Genomic DNA, 17,971 nt, shown 5'->3' on the forward strand with positions numbered 1-17,971 from the left:
AAGGCCCTCAATGGCAGCGAGTGAACGATGGCAGCCAGGGTGCAAATGATCAAGATCGACATCGCCACGATCAAAAAGGCGGCTGAGGGTGTGTGATCGAAAATACCATGATACAGCGGGCGGCCAAATACCGCATGTGAATCGGTAGCCTGCGGGATGGCCTGACACTGAGATATCCGATGATCTTCTCAGCGGGTGGCCCTCCTTGGACCCGACATCCATCGGAGCAGACTTCAAACTGCCTCACTTACTCTGCTGACATGAAACATTGCCTCCGCCTTGCCCTGCTAGTCGCCACATGCCTGACGATGTCGAACTGCGTTTCCGCCTGGATGACCGCTTCCACAGGAGTCACCCTCAAGACAGGAATGGAAAGAGCGGAGGTGCATCGCCAACTGGGTGCCCCAAACGCCACGATCACGGATGTAACGGTGTTAGACACTTATGGCAGGGAATTGAAGGCCAAGTTTATGGATACACATGTGTACCAGGGCAAGCTTAACTCCTTTGATGAAGGATCCGGGCAGGCCATTAGCAATGCCGTGACTTTGGGGACTGCCGAGGCCATTATGATCCCCATGACGGCTGCCGAAATTGCGATGCGCAGCATGCAGCATCATCGGATAGAAATCGCTTATGACGCCAACCAGCGCCTACTGGAGTACGCCGACAATGAGCCTCTGCAAAGAGCGAGGGCACCTGACAAATCGCGAAATTCTGCTTGTTAAAACAGACCACGATCCATGCCCGCCAAACACCGCATCTTCACCACCCCTTTCGCGGACGTCTATCCCCACTACATCGCCAAGGCTGAAAAGAAGGGCCGCACAAAGGCCGAGGTGGATGCCATCATCCGCTGGCTGACGGGCTACACCCAACCGAAACTGGAGTCCCAGTTGGACAAGCAGACCGACTTTGAAACCTTCTTCCAAGAAGCGCCCCAGATGAATCCTGCACGGACACTGATCCAAGGCACCGTCTGCGGCGTGCGGGTGGAGGAGGTGGAAGACCCGACGATGCGGGAAATACGCTGCCTGGATAAACTGGTGGATGAACTGGCCAAGGGGAAGGCGATGGAGAAAATCCTCCGAGCCTAACCAAAGATGCTCCATTTCAGGGTAGTGGATCGGAAGCCAAGTAAGCCGATCCTCCCTCGCGAAATCAGCCTGTAACCCAATCCCTCAGAAGTCCCAACGGAACGAGACAACAAGCCCAGGGCCAGCCAGGGAACCAGGCGCAGCCCTGGGGGATAAGACGGCGGTGTTCTCTGTGCCAGAGAGCCCTGAAAGGGCGAGGCAGGAGGGCCACGCCACCTTCTCCTGCCTCGCCCTTTCAGGGCTTGGGGGAGGGGTGACGGTTTCTTTCCGGGGGTCCCAGGGCTACGCTCGCTAGGGCTCGCTGGCCCTGGGCTGGGTTGTCCCGCCCCGCTGGGGCTGGGAGAAATGACTAGCGTAATGACCCGGCTTGCTCACCCGACGGGCAAGGACCTTCAGAAAGAATGACCCCACAGAGGACAAAACCGCAGAGAGAAACAAAACCGTATTCTCTGCGGTCTTCCAATCTCTCGCGGTGTAAAATTCCGCGCCCCCGCCTTCACCTCTCCCTGATGCTGGAGGCATCCCAGCCGGTAGCTAGACGGTAAAGGGAGCCCGCATACGGGACGACCGCACCCCTGGTTAGGCAAGATCGTCATTCCCAATTAACGCCGCATCCTGGAAGGATGCCAGCGGTGCCCTATTGGCTGCCGACTCGATTCCCCCAAAACGGCAATGGTTTGGAGGACCCGGGCCTTCCAAGAAAGGCGGGTAATCCGGCGATGACACGGAAGAGCTTGCGGAATCTTTTTGCGCCGGACACACCCGCCCTACGAGGGATCTGCGAGTGGGAACACGCTATCACCTTGCCGCCCTGCCCTTTCCTTGCTTCACTGACTGTTCATGAATCGAAGAACCTTTGTTTTCTGTGCAGGGGCGGCAGCATCCCTGGCCCTGGCTTCCCCCTCCTTGGCAGCGGAGGTCCGCGAGGCGGATGTAGTGGTCTATGGCGGCGTGCCCTGCGGCATCGCGGCGGCCATCACGGCAGCGCGGGAGGGGGTGAAGGTGCGGCTCATCGAGCCGACTCAGCATGTCGGAGGACTGAGTACCAGTGGCATCAACACGGCGGAGAGTGAGCACATGCTGAAGTGGACCATCGGCGGCTTTGCCGATGAGTTTTATCGGCGGCTGGGGGACCACTACGGCACGGGCCAGCCGGAGTATTTTTTTGAATCCTCCGTCGCAGAGAAGGTGTACCTCGAAATGCTGAAGGAGGCCAAGGTAGAAGTACAGTTCGGCGCAGCCGTGGACGCTGTCACCAAGGAGGGCGCCCAGATCACCAGCCTCACCTTGACCGATGGCACGAAGCTCACTGCCAAGGTCTTTGTGGATGCCAGTTATGAAGGCGACCTCATGGCGCGCGCGGGCGTGAAGTACGCAGTGGGCCGCGAGTCCAAGGCGGAGTTTGGCGAGGAGGCAGCGGGCATTCGTTTTGACAAAGTGCCCCGCCAGGCCCGCACCGTGGATGCCGAGGGCAAGCTGCTGCCCGGCATCAGCGCCTGGGCAAAGGATCTGACAGAGGGCGAGGCCCATCGCGCCCCGATGAACTACAACTTCCGCCTCACCGTGGCGAAGGACCCCAAGCTGCAAGTGCCCATCCCAGCCCCACAGCATTACAATGCAGCTCGCTACTCCTTGTTAGGCGGCTGGCTGCGCAACCAGACCGCCCAGAAAAAATCCGTAAAGCTGGCGGACATCCTGGACCTCTACGGTCGGCGGAATGGCAAGTTTGAGCTGAATAACAAACAGTCTGCCATCTTTTCCCTAGGCCACTTCGGCGGCCAGTTTGACTGGCCCGATGCCAGCCATGAAGAGCGCGCGCGCATCTATGCAGATCACCTGGATTACACCCTGGGCCTGCTGCATTTCCTGGCGCAGGATGAGGCCGTGCCAGCGAATGTGCAGACGGAAATGAAAGCGCTGGGGCTGCACAAGGATGAGTTCTCCGATAACGGCCACCTCCCCTACCAGCTCTACGTGCGCGAGGCCCGGCGCATGCGCGGAGTGTATGTGATGAAGCAGGCGGATGTGCAGACAGACCTACGCAAACCGGACAGCATCGGCATGAGCAGCCACTTCATTGATTGCCATCACGTGCAGCGGGTGGCCCTGAACGAGAATGAATTCGTCAACGAAGGCCGCATCTGGCGCATGGGCTATGCAAACCAGATCCCCTACCGCGCCCTCACGCCCCAGTCGGCTGAATGCACCAACCTCCTGGTGCCCGGAGCTGCCAGCTACACGCACGTGGCCTTTTGCACCCTGCGCTTAGAAAGCGTGTGGATGATCACCGGCCACGCGGCAGGCATCGCCGCAGCGATGGCAGCGCAGGAAGGCAGCGCTGTGCAGGCGGTGAAAGTCTCCACGCTTCAGGACAAACTGCGCTCGCAAAAGCAAGTGGTGGATTTCATCCCCGGCCTGCCAGAAAAATGCGAACACCTGAACGGACCCCCCGAGTTTTAAAGAGGGCGGGACCCGCCCCGTCGCTACCTGCGCCAGCAGGTGGTCTCGGCAGGTCGCCGTGCATTGTCGTGCCGGCTTCAGCCGGTCTGAAAAGACTGGACCGCTCAGACGAACTGAATGAGCCCTAAAAGCCTCCAACCGTTCCTCAGTGACACGGCTAACGAGTATCTCATAAATGGTGCAGCCAAGGGGGCCGCCGCAAACCGCCAAGCAAGGGAAATAGATCATTCGCTCCGATCCGCGCTCCAGCGATGAACGGAGGGTGTGCGGCGAATCAGGGTGCAAATCGCGGAGGCGACCCTGCCGCCAACACGGTCTCGCTCCTGCCACCGCAAAGTCCGTTCAGCCAGTGTGCTGGTGGCCGCGCATGCAGTCTCCTTCTTCTGACCACACTCCCATGACTTAGCGCATTGGGTCTAAGTCATCATCGCTGGCTGGCCTGTGCTCTCCAGCACTGCATGCCACAGTTCACTGTGAGGATCCACCTTACGGCGGCCATGAGTCACCATGTCTAGCGGCAGATGCACAAAGGAATTGTGCCAGCGCCCTACCAGCATGGAGGTTTTCCCCGCCATCGCCGCATGCACGGCTGACTGCGCTAGGCGTGAACAATAGACATTGTCTTGCGGGTTCGCAGGCACGCTTCGGACGATGTAGCTAGGATCGATGTACTTCAGGTTCACCTCCATACGCCGGGCTTTGAAAAAGGCGTTGATCTGATCCTTCAGATGCAAACCAATGTCGCCATATCGTTTGTTGCCGCTCGCATCCGTCGCCCCATCGGCCTGGAAGAGCTCCTGCCCCGCCCCTTCCGCCACGACGATGACGGCACTGCCCCTTTTCGCCAGGCGATAACGCAGTGCTTCTAGCAACCCCGTGGTGCCCTCCATGGCAAAGCTCACCTCAGGGATCAGCACAAAGTCCACATTGCTACCTGCCAAGGCGGCATAACAAGCGATGAAACCACTGTCCCGCCCCATCAGCTTCAGCAGGCCGATGCCATTCACGGCCCCGCAGGCCTCTGTGTAGGCGCATTTCACGGCGTTTACAGCCTCAGCAAAAGCAGTCTCAAAACCAAAGCTTTTGTCCAGATACATGATGTCGTTATCAATCGTCTTGGGAATGCCCACAATGGCCTTCCGCAGACCACGCCGGGCGATCTCTTTGGCGATTTCCGATGCCCCCCGCAGCGTGCCATCTCCACCGATGACAAAGAGAATATCCACGGACATATCTTCCAACGTGTCCACCATATCTCCGATGGGCTGCTGGCCCCTGGAGCTGCCTAAAATGGTACCGCCAAAGTTATGAATCTGGGATACCGATTCCGGCCTTAACATAATGGGCGTGTGACCATAACGCTGCACCAGCCCCTCATAACCATAGCGGAACCCATAGACCCGGGTAATCCCGTATTGGCGGTAGCACTGGTTCACAATGCCACGAATGATGTCATTCAGCCCCGGACACAGACCACCACAGGTGACGATGCCGACCGTCGTGCGCGGCGGATCAAAAAAGATCTGTTCACGAGGGCCCGCTTCTTCAAAGCTCAGGGTCCCATTTTCACCTTGCAGCCCTTGCACGCTATTGGTGTAGAGGATACGATCAGCCTCCGTCTTATAGGGCACCTGAACACTGCCGATCTGGTGCAGCGGCGAGCGAAACAGGCAGGGACCAAGAGAGGAAATGTCAACATTCAGCATGGGCAGTCAGTAGAGAGCACATCGGGTGCCATGCACAGGACGTGATGGCTTTTTTGTGCAACGTTAGGGTCAGGGGGTTTTAGGCGGTCACACCCAGGTCACTCATCAATTGACCAATGAAGATGGCACGCTCTTCCTCCGTCATGGTGCCTGCACGCCAGCACAGCGTCAGCACTAGGCGGCCATTCTTCTCATTTGTGAATACGCCCGTCCCTGGTGGATCTGAGAAGCTTGGCACGTGGTAGGCGTTCGTCACCTGGGCTCCGCCAAAGTGCGTCAACTCAGGCGCAAAGACCCCCGTGTTCGAGTGGTAGAAAGAGCTGAATTTACCCTTCATGTGCCAGTTGATGAAGTGCATGTGCAGGCTCGGCGGCATGGGCCGCATCATCCACATCAGATCACGGAAGGCATCGCCGATCTTTTCTTTGATGAACCGTGTGTGCTGCTTGTGCAGAGACTGCGCCGCCGCATCCAGCGTGGTCAGATCCTCCGCCACCAGATTGCAGAAAAACATCGTCAGGTGATTTTGGAAAAGCGGACCACGGGTGCCCTTCCGCCGCACCTGGATAGGCACGCAGCACATCAGCGACTCCGGCTTTTGCCCGCGATGGGAAAACACCCGCTGGTGCGCGCGCATGGCACAGGCCAAATGAAACGGCATGTTGATCAGCGGCCCGGACACCTCCGCACTGCGACGCGCCGCCTCCGCACTCTGCGCTTCTGTTAAAGTGATGACCTGAAAATGCGCCCGCCCAGCCGAGAGCTTGGCAGAGCCCAGCGCCTCAAAAGGCTTGCTCATCACCGTATCAAAAAAGGCCGGCATCACCTTTGCCGTCTTCCACCGCTCACCCCAACCCCGCTGATCCTTCAGATCCGTTAGGTCAAATCCCGGCACAGGCTCACCCCCACCCCCTAACAAACGATTGATCTCCAGCAGGAAAAACTCCGCCCCGATGCCGTCCATGATGAGATGGCTCCAGGAGAAAACAAAGACGCAGGAGCCATCGGCCTTTTCCACCAGGTCAAAGCGCACATTCATCCACCCGTCTTCATACTGCGGCAGGGAGGTATTGATGATGTCATCCAGCTTCGTTTGCAGATCGGCAAACTTTTGCGCGCCATGCGGCAGCAGCGTGCCCACGGATTTTTCGTCGGACCACAACTGCAACTCCAGCGGTCGTGGATTCGTGGCAGGCACCCAGAGAGGCAGGGAAAAGAAGCTCGGCTTTTTGAGCTGCGCCGTCAGGATGGGAAAGGCAAAGTAATCCTGCAAACGCACCAGCAGCGCCTTCAGGGCCACCACATCCGGCGCACGATCCAGCTCGATGAAAGAGCGCGCGATGTGCCCCCCCTGCCCGGCCTGGCGCAGCATTTCATCAAAGGCATGCGTGAAGAAATCACAGTCCCGCAGCGGCAACCGATCAAATTTTTCCTCAGGCACTGGCGGGGCCTTCGGCACCAAGGCCACAGGCTCTGGCGGGGGCGCAGGAGCGGGTTCCTCCGCAGCGCCTTGGGTGATGGCATAACCTTGCTCCACCAGCAGCGCGGCGATGGTCTGCGCCGTTTTAAAATTTGCCCGTGAGACACTGCCCACCGGAATGGCCACGCCGTAGTGCTCCTCTAAAAGCAGTAACAACTGCATGATAGCCATCGAGTCCAAACCGGCCTCAAAGAGGTCAGAACTGACACCGAAACCAGGCGGTGTTTGGAGGACTTCGTCACGGACGAGATCGAGCACACGCAGCTCGAGTTGGGACAGGGTGGGGGCGTCAGGCATTACGGGGGTGAGGCTGGAACGTACAAGCACCAGCCACAGGGTCAAGGGGCAGGCACACGTATCCCTACCTACTTCCCAGGCCGGACGGCGATGTGTTTCACCCCCGCAGCCTGCTCATTCACCGCAAACTGCACGGAGAGAAAGCTTTCAATCAGCATCATACTCGTCTGCACATGGTTACTCAGCGTCAGGGTGGTGAACTCTCCACCGCCCGCCAGCGCCAGAGGCAGCAGCAACTGATCTGCCAGGTGCACACCCACCGCTGCCTCGGAGGCCAGGTAACTTTTCAGCCCTTTCGCGGCTCCCGTCGCCACAGCTTCGGCCGATTTCCCCATCTGGGCGATGCCTGTGCTGATCTCACACACATTTGCAAATCGCGCTCCCAGCAGCAGCGCATTGCCTGGGCCCACGCTGTCATTGGCATCGCGCAGTTCCAGCCTATCTTCAGGCCAGTCCAGCACCTTCGCTGCGGTAGAAATCTCCCGCTGGGCAATGCCGCCATGCAGATGCGCATGCAGCACGCGGCCAAAGTGCTGCTGCAAATCCCCACGCTCCAGCAGCTTCAGCTTCTTCCACTTCTTCATGGGAGCCATCGTAGCCGTCAGCACCCCACCCCCTGCTTGCATGAAACCATGACGCTCCAGGGCCACTTCAGCCTCCACACCCATCCTTTGCAGCACGGGCAGGAAACACTCATTCAGAAACTCAAACGGCGGTGCCATGGGATTGTGCGTCCCACCCTCGATCCTCAGCGTGCTCACCCCTTCCGCATGCAGCAGCGCGGGCAACAGCGTTTGCAGGACCAGCGTGGTGCTACCGCCGCTGCCAATGTTAAATGCATAGTCCCCAGCCTGGATCCGCCCAGGCGAAAAGACCAGTTCCACCGAGCCCAAGTCCGCGCCATCCACCGCCGCCTGGCAGACCTCCGCCGCCGCCTTCACACATGTCAGATGCTGGCGCATCAGTCCCGGCTTGGGGCGTTTGCCACGGATGTTCGTCATGCGAAATGGCTGTCCCGTCACCATGGACAACGACAACGCTGAGCGCAGCAACTGACCACCGCCGGATTCACCGGAGATTTGCAGCATTGAGGAAGTTTGAGTTCGAGCGATCATGAATGGGATCCGGCAATGAAATGAGTGACTTGGATAAGTCCTATAATGAAGATGACGGCAGCGAGTGAGATCAAAAGAAGACAGCCCACCATCGCCAGCTTTGCACCTATAGACTGAGTGCTTTCTGTCAGAGTGCGTGGTTCATCTAGACGGCGCACTCCAGCGACTTCCACGCAGCTTTCTTCGATTCGACTGTCTCCAGATTCAAGCGCTTGATCAATGGCCTGCCGAAGCACCAACAACCCTTCGCGATTGCCTTCCAGCATGTCTTCATTTTCGCCATACAACGCGCCAAAAGCTGCCCATGGCTGGTTTTTGGAAGAAGTTGTAGTTCGAGTGGTCATGAATGAGATCCGACAATGAAATGAGTGACTTGGCAAAAAAAGATGCGACTTCGAGGAATCATTCGAATGGGGTTTTGCTACAAGAAATCTCAGGCAGTCCCACTTGACGAACTTGAGTGATAGCGACGCTCAAAGAATCCTTCACACTGCATAAAAGGCCACAGCCTGCGCGCTTGATTCCCAAGAATCGCCAAAGCCATTGTCGTCTGAATCGACCGATCCCGAATGTTTTGAGACCACCTGAAGCAATGCATCCAAAGCGGTCAAGCCATGCTCGCCCCATTCTAGGCCATGATCCATCATTCCATCAACAGCACGTTGCGGTGACAGGTCGAGGCAGCCAATGCCACAGCAACCCATAACGCACGTGTCTTCGTAATAATGCATGATGGACATCAGTTCGTCTGGCACCTGGAGATTCAGGCGTTTCTTGAAAAAAGACATCAACGTCATTGAGATTAAAATTAACGGAATGCGGACAAACCCTTGCCCACACTCCGTCGTGACTCAGTCATCCGCCTCCGCCGCATCCTTGATGACAAAACGCGCCTTCAGCTTGCACACCTGCTGCGCAAGACCGGCGGACTCCACGCTGCGAAGCACTTCTTTGAAGTCCTTGTAAGCGTTCGGCGCTTCATCGATGGGATACTGGCGTGAATTGAAGAGGATGTCGTTAGACTCGAAATCCGCATCCACAGTTTTCTGGTCTAGCACACGAGACGCGTGTTTGCGCCCCATGCAGCGTCCCGCCCCGTGGTTGACACTGTAGCAGCTCTTCACCGCCTCCGGTTTCGCCACCATCACCACCGAGCCATCGCGTGGATTTCCAGGCAGCAAGATTGGGTGACCAGTCGCAGCAAACGGTGTGTCCTTCAGCGCATGGTGACCTCCAGGAAACGCACGGGTCGCCCCCTTTCGGTGCACCCAGGAAAGTTGGTTATCCACCACTTCTTGGCGTGCGATGTTGTGACTGATGAAATACACCAGTTGCCCCGTGGTTCCTGGCAGCACTTCCTGGAAGGCCTCCAGCACCAGCGCATTGATGAGCATGTGGTTCACCGTGGCGAAGTTCGCCCCCAGTGCCATGTCATCCAGATACGCATCCGCCTCCGGCGTCCCCAGCGGCGCATAGACGAGCTGCTTGTCACCCGCTGGGAAATCCAGCCCCCAGGTGCGGAAGAAACCTTCCAGCGCCTTAAACTGACGCTGCGCCAAAATGTTCCCAAACCCGCGCGATCCGCAGTGGCTCAGGAAAGCGACACGATCATCCTGCAGACCAAAGACCTCCGCCGTCGCACGCATCGCCGGATCTTCGTCCAGCTGCACCACCTCACACTCACCGAAGTGGTTTCCACCTCCGTAAGAACCGAGCTGCATCATCTTATTTTCAAAGTTCGGGAAGGCATTGAAGGCGCGCATCTTGTCCAGGCGCTCATGCAGGGTGGAGACGTTTCCGTCATGCCCATAGTGCGCACTGTCTTCGCAGCGCAGCGCCCACTCCGGCGGGATTCCCAGCGCCTCACACACAGCCTGGCTCGCCCCTTCCGTGCAAGCCTGCACCCCGAGCGCCGCCGAGACTCGGCGGGACTTCTTCGCCTCACGCTGACCACGTCCCGGCCCCGTCGGCGTACGAGCCACGATGGCCTCGATGAGACGACGACGCACCGTGCGATCCACGATCTCACTCGCCGGGATGTTCATCTGCAGAAGCGACATGGAGCACTTGATATCCACGCCCACCGGGCCTGGATAAATGTGCGTGGGCGAAGCCATCACACAGCCCACTGGTGCTCCATAGCCCGCATGCGCATCCGGGTTTAAAACCAAGTCCGTCACCCCCGGAGCCGAACGCGAGTTCAGCGCCTGGTCAATGCAGGTCTGGTCAAAGCCCTTTCGGATCGCCTCCGTCCCGATCACCGTGATCGGTTTACCCTTGTTATCGCGGGCAGGAATGAAGGCTTCAGCTTCGTTGATGATGTGAAAAGGAGAGGTCATGGGAAAAATGCAATTGGGGAAAAGATATGAGAATAAGGTCGAATTGAGAATTAAGCTCTCGATACAGCTTTAAGCTGGTCTGAGTTCGTCAGCCCCAGCACCAGGGTATTCCCCACGCTGGTTCCCACTTCCTGAAGAGTTTGCAAATAGCGGAGTTGAAGAAGCTCTGGGTTATCGCGCATCAGCTTAGCGGCATTGGCCAGGGTGCGCAGGGCAGCCGTTTCAGCACGGGCTTTTTCAAGTCCCGCTTGTGCTTCCTGCCGCTGTTGGAGAGCAGACATGAAGCTGCGTTTAAGATCGGCTGGTAGCATCACATCGCGAATGTCCACGCGAGCGACTTTCAGCCCCAGGGCCTCAGCATTCACCGCCACTAGCGCAAGCAGCTTGGTGCCGTGATCCCCTTTCTGTTGAAGGAACACCTCGGCAGCATCGGCAGCGACAATCTGACGAAGAGCAAGTTGGATATCCGTATAAAGAGCGCTGCTCACGTCATGCGTGGCACGGTGCATGGCTAGAGCATCCACTACCTGAAAAGTGGCCAGCACGCTGACTTTCAGAGCCACTTGGTCTGCGGTCAGGAGTTCCTGCCCTTGCACCAGGATGGCCTGAGCACGCATGTCCACACACTTCACCTCATGGCTGGAAGTCCAGAAGCGGTGCTTACCGGGAGCCAGCACCCCCACGTAACGCCCATCTTTAAAATGCAGGGCCGTTTGATGATCCTGCACCACAAAGCTGCGACGGGCCAAAGGGCGGAAAATGGAAATGAAGGTGGTCATAAAAAAGAGAAATTTAAAAGAGGTTCCTCCCGGCTGGATCGGCGGACCGATGACGGGAACTGAAGGGGCCAAACGTGGCGGCTTTCGCCACGACACCCGACAGCTCGCAAAGTCATCAGGCCGTTGTGTCCGCCTGCCGTAGCAGACTTTCACCCCGACCATCCGGGAGGAATTTTTTGAGTTGTTGTACCTTTTCAGAGGCATTGCCCTCCTCACCGATGCGCAGCGTTCATTGGCCTATCGCCTCAGGAAACTGCATGGAGTCGGAGAACGAGAAGAAGTATTGCCAGGACCGTGCCAAGTTTTGGCATGGAGGTGTTCCATGAGGCTGGAAGCCTTATGGAATAAGGGAAAGAAAATTTTATCCAGCCTCAGACGCCCCAAACACCACGGAGCATATTTTCTTATAGCGTATTCAGAAAGATAATATTTTATCTTTTGAGATAAGTGTTTAAAATTTCTCGCACCCAAATCTAATCCCACCCTTCTTTTCATGAAATCCACCGTCGTTTTTGGCTTCTTGGGCGCTTCGCTAGACCGTGCCCAAGGGACAGATCGGTGGTCGAGATGGCGCCCCACGGTGGCCATGTGCCAGCAGGAGGACCTCATCATCTCCCGCCTAGAACTTCTGGTGGAACCTAAGTTCTCCGAAATGGCGCAGTTGGTCATTGAGGACATTCACCAAGTTTCCCCCGAAACAGCGGTGAACATTCACGAGATCTCTTTTGCCGATCCCTGGGACTTTCAGCAGGTCTATGAAGGCCTCTATGATCTCATAACCAATTATGCGTTCAAGACGGAAAAGGAGGACTACCTGATCCATCTCACCACCGGCACGCATGTGGCGCAGATCTGCTGGTTCCTGCTCAATGAGGCGAATTTCATCCCAGCCCGCATTTTACAAACTTCACCCGTTAGGCGTGAAGGACGTGATTCCACTTCCGCTGGGCGCTATGAGATCATTGATCTGGATCTCTCCAAGTATGATCGCCTCGCCACGCGCTTTGCCCAGGAGCAGGAAAAGACGCTGGATTTCCTAAAGAGCGGCATCGCGACAAAGAGCAAAGCCTTCAACCAACTCATTGGCCAGATCGAACTTGTGGCCGTGAACTCGAAGGCCCCCATGTTGATCATGGGCCCCACGGGCGCAGGCAAGTCCCTACTGGCCTCACGCATCTACGATCTACGCGCCACCCGCGCTGGCCTAACCGGAAGGTTCGTCGAAGTCAACTGCGCCACCTTGCGTGGTGATCAGGCCATGAGCACCCTCTTTGGCCATCGCCGAGGAGCCTTCACGGGGGCGCAGGCGGACCGCCCCGGTCTGCTGAAGGAGGCCGATAAAGGCCTGATCTTCCTGGATGAAATCGGCGAACTGGGCCTGGATGAACAGGCGATGCTGCTGCGCGCCCTGGAGGATAAAACCTTTCTCCCTCTCGGTGCAGATAAAGCAGTCTCCAGTGATTTCCAACTCATCGTCGGCACGAATCGCGACCTGCGTGCGGAGGTGAAGGCAGGAAAATTTCGAGACGATCTTCTCGCCCGCATCAATCTGTGGACCTTCACCCTGCCGAGCCTGGCCGAGCGGCGTGAGGACATCAGCGTCAACTTGGACTTTGAGCTGGAACGTTTTGCCAAATCTCACCGCAGGCAGGTGCGCTTTAACAAAGAGGCTCGCGAAGCCTTTCTCAAATTTGCCCGCAGCCCCGAGGCCAAATGGAGCGCGAACTTCCGCGACCTCAATGCCGCCGTCACTCGCATGGCCACCCTTGCCCCCAAAGGCCGCATCACCGTTAGCTGTGTGGAGCAGGAAAAAGCGCGGCTGCTGGAGGGCTGGCAAGAATCTGTCCCTACGACGCAGGCCGCCGTTCTTAGCAGCGACGCAAGGGCCCAAATAGACCCCTTTGACCTCGCCCAACTCGACTACGTAGTAAGCATCTGCCGCGAGAGCAAAACCCTCTCTGATGCAGGCCGAAAACTCTTCGCCATCTCTCGCGAAAGCAAGGCCAAGGCGAACGATGCCGACCGGCTGAAAAAGTATCTGGCGAGGTTCGACCTGAGTTGGGACGACGTGAAGTGAAAATCACCAGCCCGGGCTCGCAATAAATTTGCGCAACTCTTGGTTATCCTGCATTCGAGTGATGCGGATTTCCCCGTCGTGGCAGGCAGTGATCACCGCCTGCTCAGCACCTGCCCCCAGTAGCACCATGGCATTCACGCGATCGCCATGCATGGCCAGTCGGGCTTTGGTTTTACGGGCCTTAGAATCTATAAGACTGACCTGCCCGCTACCACTGGCCGTGAGGGGGGTATCCTGATTCACATAACCCAGCGCCAGCACTTCCGAGCGGCCGGAGGGGCGTAAAGTACTGTCCTTTTTCCCAGTGCCATCCAGCACCCAGCGGCGCGCCTCACCATCACTGCCGCCAGAGATCACCTCCTGGCTATTGGGGGCAAAGGCCACACTGAGAACAGGCACGCTGTGCCCATTAAAAGTTCCCTGAATCTCCCCATTCGTGATCTTCATCACCTTCGCCGTGCGGTCGCGGCTCGCCGTGGCCACATGCTGGCTGTCTGGGCTGATGGCAAGGCCAAGAATCCAATCTGCATGCGATTCGATGTTCCAAATCTCCTTCCCTTCCGGCAGGGCAAAACAACGGACACGGTTGTCCGCACCACCTGCCACGAGATACTTACCATCGGCTGAAGCCACAACGCCGAGTGCGCAATCACGTAGCTGAGCGAGACGTTTCCTTTCGCTGGGTTTTGCAAAGTTCACCAGCCACACCTCGCCAATGCGGCCGGGGCTCCCTCCCGCCACTGCCAGCCAGGGCCCACCTTGAACAAAACTCAGCCCCAGAATTCGTTCCGGCAATCCTGGGAGGCGGCCCCTCATTTTCCCCGTGGCGGGATCCCAACTGAGCACCTCATGAAAACCACTGGTCACTAACACCTTGCCATCGCCATTCACAGCCAGTGCCGTCACCGGGATGGGGCGCGGATATTTCTCCAGAGTCTGGGCCATCTTCTGCGGTAGCAGGCTGGTCAGGGAAGCCTGGGCATTTGCGCCATCGTACTTCGCCCCTTCCTGGATCCATTGGCGAATAAGAGCGATGTCTTTTTCAGGCAATGCATCGGCCTTTTTGGGCATGCGATCGGTCTCATCATGGATGACGAGTAATTCATACAGTTCGCTGGCCTCAGCCTTACCAGGGACCACTGGCACCTCCTCACTATCCCCAGCTTTGAGCAGTTGCTCGAAGGCATCCAACCGATAGCCGCCTTTGGCCTTTTCCGCGCGATGACACTCCAGGCACTGATCCGCCAAAAGGGGCGCGATCTGTTTGGAAAAAGATACCGGGCCCGCCACAGCAGCACCGGCCAAGAAAAAACTGGCGATGATCAACCTCACATCCAAAGAACGTCTGATCACAGCCACTTTGAACAAAGGAAATGTACCCTCAGCGGCTCTCCTCTAAAGCATCCGCCACCGCAGGCTCAAGCTCTCGCGAACCATCGCCACCTAACTTTTCATCCAGAGCTTCCAGCCGGTGGATGAGGTCGGCAATGTGCTTGCGCGGATACATGCCCCCTGCTGGCTGGCAAAAGTGCGTACGACAGCCAAAAGGCCGATGGGCGTAGATGGTGCAGCGCCCATCTTTGCCTAGTAAAGGACAGGCTCCCTCAGGATGCGGTTTCATCACCTTACGCCCACTGGCGCGCACGCCCTGGGCCGCATAGATGGCCTCGCCCAAAGTGAGGAAGGGCGTTTTACCCGTGAGCCGGAAATGGCAGCACTGGACACGCATCTGGCAGTCCCGCTGAAGAGGGCGATTCTCCAACTCTGCATACACAGCCTTCACCTCATCCAAGGTGGCGCGAAGGGCGGGATCAGGCTGCTTGCGTGCCACGGTGATTACTCTGGCACGATGATCTGGTCATCCGGCTGCACCTGCACATCCACGCTGGGATTGCCCGTGCCCGAAGAAAGATTGTGAACGGTAGGCGCGCGGCCCGCACGGACCAATTTCACTTTCCGCATGCTGCCGAAAGGGGTAGGGCCACCCGCCGTCATGATGGCCTGAGACAGCGTCATATTCTGCTTGTAAGGCACGGCACCAGGTTTGTTTACCCCAGTCACCATGACCTGGCGCATCGTCGCATCCCCCACGCTGTCAATGGAAACAAGGACGTTTGGCCGGGTGTAGATCTCACGGCTCACATAGGTCTGCTCAATCGAACGCTGCAAAGCGGAAGGTTTCAACCCCAGTGCCCGCACTTCGCCAATGTGCAGGAGATTGATGGTTCCACTGTCACTGACGGTGTACACGCCTTTGATCTGGGCCACTTCATTATCCGGGATGGCTCCCACGGAAATGGTGATGCGATCTCCGGGCCGCAGGGGCAACTCACCACTCTGGGCATAACCCAGGTGCCGGAGCTCTAAAAAAACCAAAAGGAAAAGAAAATAACGAGTCATAACAGGGAAGGACTGAGTTAGAAAAGATCTCCGCGTGGAGTGTTCGAAGAAGCCACCTTACCAGCCACAGGTTGGGGCGCGGAGGTCTGCTTTTTCCTGCGCTCAGGCTTATTGCCAGCCGGAGCCGCCATGTTGTCAGGCGAGTAATACGTGTAGTAGCTGGTGTAATACTGGTATTGGGAATCGCTGCGCAGATCTACATTGTTGAGAACGACGCCGAGGACGTTCCCGCCCACGTTTTCCACCGTTTGCTTCACTCTCAAAAGCATGTGACGCGGCAGCTTGCGATGCTGCACCACGATGAGGGTGAGGTCAGCCTCGTTGGCCAAAACCGACGCATCGCTCACGCCAAGAATCGGCGGCGAGTCAATCAGCACCAGATCAAAACGGCTTTTCGCATCTGCAATCAACTCAGACATGCGTTGAGAATTCAGCACCCCGGCACTGTCAGCCGGCAGCATGCCACTGGGCAGGAAATACAAGTTTTCCACCGGTGTGCGTACCACCACTTCTTCAAGCTGCACGTTCGTGGTCAGATAATTGGTCAGGCCCACCGTATTGCTCACATCAAACATTGTGTGCATGCGTGGACGACGAAGATCGGCATCAATGAGCAACACGCTGTATCCCCCCTGGGCACACACAAAGGCAAGGTTGCACAGCGTGGTGGACTTCCCTTCCCCGGCTCCGCCGCTCGTCACAGTGATGCAGTTGGCATCTGGATTGCGGCGATTGAACTCAATGTTAGTCCGCAGGATGCGATAAGCCTCTGCATCGGGATTGAACCCACTGGCCCGATGCAGGACCGCGACGTCTTTAGGGATCACTGCCAGCACCGGCACCCCCAGGAAACGTTCCACATCATCCAGGCTCTTCACGGAGGTATCCATGTATTCCAGGAAGAAGGCTAAGCCCACGCCCAGCATCAGCCCCAGGACACCCCCAAGAGCCAAGTTCAGCGCCACATTAGGCTTTGTCGGCTTTCCTTCTGGTGTTGCCACGGCATAAATGGTGGCGGGAGATTTCACCAGTTCCAGCTCGGCTTTGGTCTGGAAGTAACTGGATTTGAGCTGGGTCAGCAGGCTTTCGATGTAGGCCACTTCATCCGCCGCAGTCTTGTAATCATTCTGGGCAGACTGCTGATCCAGCATGTCTTTCTTCGCATCATTGTTGGAGTTTTGTAGGGAGGCACGGCGCTTGGTGGCAAAGTCCAGCCGCGTCTGCAAAGCCGAAAGGTGCGATTTCACGGCATCCAGAATGAGCTGTTTGGAGAGAACGATCTGGCTATCCACCCCTTCCACTTCAGGATGCTTTCTCCCACGCCCCGCATTGACGAGACCTTCGCGTGTGACCTGCAGTTTATTGAGGTCTGCCATCATGCTGGTGACATTGGCGTTCTCCAGTTTCAGCCCTGAAGCTCGAGCGACGAGTTCATCCCCTTCCAGTTTGCTCAACTCATCGATCTCTGCACTCAACGACTGCACTTCCAAATCAGCCTGCAGCAATGCCTGCTCACGAGTCACCACCATCGAATCTTCCGTGGTGCGCAGGTTGGCCCCCGGGGTAGTGGAATTGGTTCCATTGGAAAACCATTCTCCCACGATGCCACCTTTTTTCTTTGCCTCCTGCATGGTGAGCCGCGCCTGACTGCGCTGCTCTTCTTGCTCCGCGATCTGCTTGCCCAACATCGTCAGGGCTTCATTCTTCTGTTTCGACTCCACCTCCACACGGCGGGTCATGTAACTTTGAGCGACCGCATTGGCGATCTCCGCCGCAGTATTTGGATCTTGGTCATAAAACTCAATCGTGACAAAGTCCGACCGCACACTCGATTGGGTATCCAGATTACCGCGCAATTTCGCCAGCGCCGATTGGCGATTCGGCATGGACCAGCGCTTCTGCAGATCCAGCTTATCCACCACGGGATAAAGCGTTTCTGGTTTCGTGATGCTCTCAAACTCGTTTTTGATCACCACATCACTCGGGGCCATAAAGTCATCCGTGCTGCGCTGGAAGACTTGGACCTTATTTTGCACACGCTCGATTTTCATTTCCACCAAGCCGCGATACTTGCGGGGCATGATGTACGTGATGATGGCCGCAGTGGCGAAGACCAACAAAAAGGATAAAATGATGAGTCCGAAGCGATTCCGAATCACTTGCCAGGAATCCATGGCCTGCTGCTGAAGCTCGTTTCCGGTGTCACGCATAGCGATGTTGA

15 protein-coding genes are annotated in these 17,971 nt (G+C 57.2%); 4 read left to right on the forward strand and 11 right to left on the reverse strand.

Annotation, left to right across the window (positions count from 1 at the left end):
• Window positions 1–260 precede the first annotated feature (260 nt).
• From HNQ64_RS01520 to HNQ64_RS01530, 3 genes are all read left to right on the forward strand, one after another.
• A complete protein-coding gene (locus HNQ64_RS01520; protein ID WP_184204520.1) occupies window positions 261–728 on the forward strand; it encodes a hypothetical protein in 468 nt (155 codons plus the stop codon).
• Window positions 729–743: 15 nt separating this feature from the next.
• Window positions 744–1,097, forward strand: a complete 354-nt coding sequence (locus HNQ64_RS01525) for a DUF2200 domain-containing protein (RefSeq protein WP_184204521.1) — start codon at window positions 744–746, stop codon at window positions 1,095–1,097.
• A gap of 840 nt (window positions 1,098–1,937) precedes the next feature.
• Window positions 1,938–3,557 carry an FAD-dependent oxidoreductase gene (locus HNQ64_RS01530; RefSeq protein WP_184204522.1) on the forward strand — a complete coding sequence of 540 codons (1,620 nt, stop codon included), beginning with the start codon at window positions 1,938–1,940 and terminating at the stop codon, window positions 3,555–3,557.
• A 416-nt stretch (window positions 3,558–3,973) separates the two neighbouring features.
• Here the strand turns inward: HNQ64_RS01530 and HNQ64_RS01535 are convergent, their stop codons facing one another.
• The 7 genes from HNQ64_RS01535 to HNQ64_RS01565 form a co-directional block, all read right to left on the reverse strand.
• Window positions 3,974–5,263 (reverse strand): ATP-dependent 6-phosphofructokinase, encoded by a 1,290-nt coding sequence (locus HNQ64_RS01535; RefSeq protein WP_184204523.1) that lies wholly within the window; start codon window positions 5,261–5,263, stop codon window positions 3,974–3,976.
• A gap of 79 nt (window positions 5,264–5,342) precedes the next feature.
• On the reverse strand, window positions 5,343–7,040 hold the full coding sequence (locus tag HNQ64_RS01540; protein WP_184204524.1) for an acyl carrier protein: 1,698 nt from the start codon (window positions 7,038–7,040) through the stop codon (window positions 5,343–5,345).
• Between the two features lie 68 nt (window positions 7,041–7,108).
• Complete coding sequence (rtcA, locus tag HNQ64_RS01545; RefSeq protein WP_221305304.1) at window positions 7,109–8,155, reverse strand: RNA 3'-terminal phosphate cyclase; 1,047 nt, start codon at window positions 8,153–8,155, stop codon at window positions 7,109–7,111.
• Window positions 8,152–8,499, reverse strand: coding sequence for a hypothetical protein (locus HNQ64_RS01550; RefSeq protein ID WP_184204525.1), 348 nt, complete (start codon window positions 8,497–8,499; stop codon window positions 8,152–8,154). Before HNQ64_RS01550 ends, rtcA begins: the two co-directional genes overlap by 4 nt.
• Window positions 8,500–8,640: 141 nt before the next feature.
• The gene (locus tag HNQ64_RS01555; RefSeq protein WP_184204528.1) at window positions 8,641–8,952 is read right to left on the reverse strand and encodes a DUF6331 family protein; all 312 of its coding nucleotides are present in this window, start codon (window positions 8,950–8,952) and stop codon (window positions 8,641–8,643) included.
• Window positions 8,953–9,006: 54 nt separating this feature from the next.
• Window positions 9,007–10,494, reverse strand: a complete 1,488-nt coding sequence (locus HNQ64_RS01560) for an RtcB family protein (RefSeq protein ID WP_184204530.1) — start codon at window positions 10,492–10,494, stop codon at window positions 9,007–9,009.
• Between the two features lie 50 nt (window positions 10,495–10,544).
• The gene (locus HNQ64_RS01565; protein ID WP_184204532.1) at window positions 10,545–11,273 is read right to left on the reverse strand and encodes a slipin family protein; all 729 of its coding nucleotides are present in this window, start codon (window positions 11,271–11,273) and stop codon (window positions 10,545–10,547) included.
• Between the two features lie 493 nt (window positions 11,274–11,766).
• Here HNQ64_RS01565 and rtcR point away from each other — a divergent pair, with 493 nt between their 5' ends.
• Window positions 11,767–13,350, forward strand: coding sequence for an RNA repair transcriptional activator RtcR (rtcR, locus tag HNQ64_RS01570; RefSeq protein ID WP_184204533.1), 1,584 nt, complete (start codon window positions 11,767–11,769; stop codon window positions 13,348–13,350).
• Between the two features lie 3 nt (window positions 13,351–13,353).
• Here the strand turns inward: rtcR and HNQ64_RS01575 are convergent, their stop codons facing one another.
• The 4 genes from HNQ64_RS01575 to HNQ64_RS01590 are packed head-to-tail and all read right to left on the reverse strand — an operon-like array spanning window position 13,354 to window position 17,960.
• The gene (locus HNQ64_RS01575) at window positions 13,354–14,703 is read right to left on the reverse strand and encodes a c-type cytochrome domain-containing protein (RefSeq protein ID WP_184204535.1); all 1,350 of its coding nucleotides are present in this window, start codon (window positions 14,701–14,703) and stop codon (window positions 13,354–13,356) included.
• 28 nt (window positions 14,704–14,731) lie between these two features.
• Complete coding sequence (locus tag HNQ64_RS01580) at window positions 14,732–15,181, reverse strand: YkgJ family cysteine cluster protein (RefSeq protein ID WP_343075869.1); 450 nt, start codon at window positions 15,179–15,181, stop codon at window positions 14,732–14,734.
• 5 nt (window positions 15,182–15,186) lie between these two features.
• Window positions 15,187–15,750, reverse strand: coding sequence for a polysaccharide biosynthesis/export family protein (locus HNQ64_RS01585; protein WP_184204537.1), 564 nt, complete (start codon window positions 15,748–15,750; stop codon window positions 15,187–15,189).
• A gap of 17 nt (window positions 15,751–15,767) precedes the next feature.
• Window positions 15,768–17,960 carry an exopolysaccharide transport family protein gene (locus HNQ64_RS01590; protein WP_184204538.1) on the reverse strand — a complete coding sequence of 731 codons (2,193 nt, stop codon included), beginning with the start codon at window positions 17,958–17,960 and terminating at the stop codon, window positions 15,768–15,770.
• Window positions 17,961–17,971: the final 11 nt, after the last annotated feature.

The organism is Prosthecobacter dejongeii (assembly GCF_014203045.1).
GTDB classification, from domain to species: domain Bacteria; phylum Verrucomicrobiota; class Verrucomicrobiia; order Verrucomicrobiales; family Verrucomicrobiaceae; genus Prosthecobacter; species Prosthecobacter dejongeii.

What these genes read in the sequence shown, in the direction of transcription:
- HNQ64_RS01525 (WP_184204521.1), top strand. Translation starts at nt 744, where the DNA reads ATGCCCGCCAAACACCGCATCTTCACCACCCCTTTCGCGGACGTCTAT.
- HNQ64_RS01555 (WP_184204528.1), bottom strand. Translation starts at nt 8,952, where the DNA reads ATGACGTTGATGTCTTTTTTCAAGAAACGCCTGAATCTCCAGGTGCCA.
- HNQ64_RS01550 (WP_184204525.1), bottom strand. Translation starts at nt 8,499, where the DNA reads ATGACCACTCGAACTACAACTTCTTCCAAAAACCAGCCATGGGCAGCT.
- HNQ64_RS01560 (WP_184204530.1), bottom strand. Translation starts at nt 10,494, where the DNA reads ATGACCTCTCCTTTTCACATCATCAACGAAGCTGAAGCCTTCATTCCT.
- HNQ64_RS01530 (WP_184204522.1), top strand. Translation starts at nt 1,938, where the DNA reads ATGAATCGAAGAACCTTTGTTTTCTGTGCAGGGGCGGCAGCATCCCTG.
- HNQ64_RS01520 (WP_184204520.1), top strand. Translation starts at nt 261, where the DNA reads ATGAAACATTGCCTCCGCCTTGCCCTGCTAGTCGCCACATGCCTGACG.
- HNQ64_RS01535 (WP_184204523.1), bottom strand. Translation starts at nt 5,263, where the DNA reads ATGCTGAATGTTGACATTTCCTCTCTTGGTCCCTGCCTGTTTCGCTCG.
- HNQ64_RS01590 (WP_184204538.1), bottom strand. Translation starts at nt 17,960, where the DNA reads ATGCGTGACACCGGAAACGAGCTTCAGCAGCAGGCCATGGATTCCTGG.
- HNQ64_RS01585 (WP_184204537.1), bottom strand. Translation starts at nt 15,750, where the DNA reads ATGACTCGTTATTTTCTTTTCCTTTTGGTTTTTTTAGAGCTCCGGCAC.
- rtcR (WP_184204533.1), top strand. Translation starts at nt 11,767, where the DNA reads ATGAAATCCACCGTCGTTTTTGGCTTCTTGGGCGCTTCGCTAGACCGT.
- HNQ64_RS01540 (WP_184204524.1), bottom strand. Translation starts at nt 7,040, where the DNA reads ATGCCTGACGCCCCCACCCTGTCCCAACTCGAGCTGCGTGTGCTCGAT.
- HNQ64_RS01565 (WP_184204532.1), bottom strand. Translation starts at nt 11,273, where the DNA reads ATGACCACCTTCATTTCCATTTTCCGCCCTTTGGCCCGTCGCAGCTTT.
- rtcA (WP_221305304.1), bottom strand. Translation starts at nt 8,155, where the DNA reads ATGATCGCTCGAACTCAAACTTCCTCAATGCTGCAAATCTCCGGTGAA.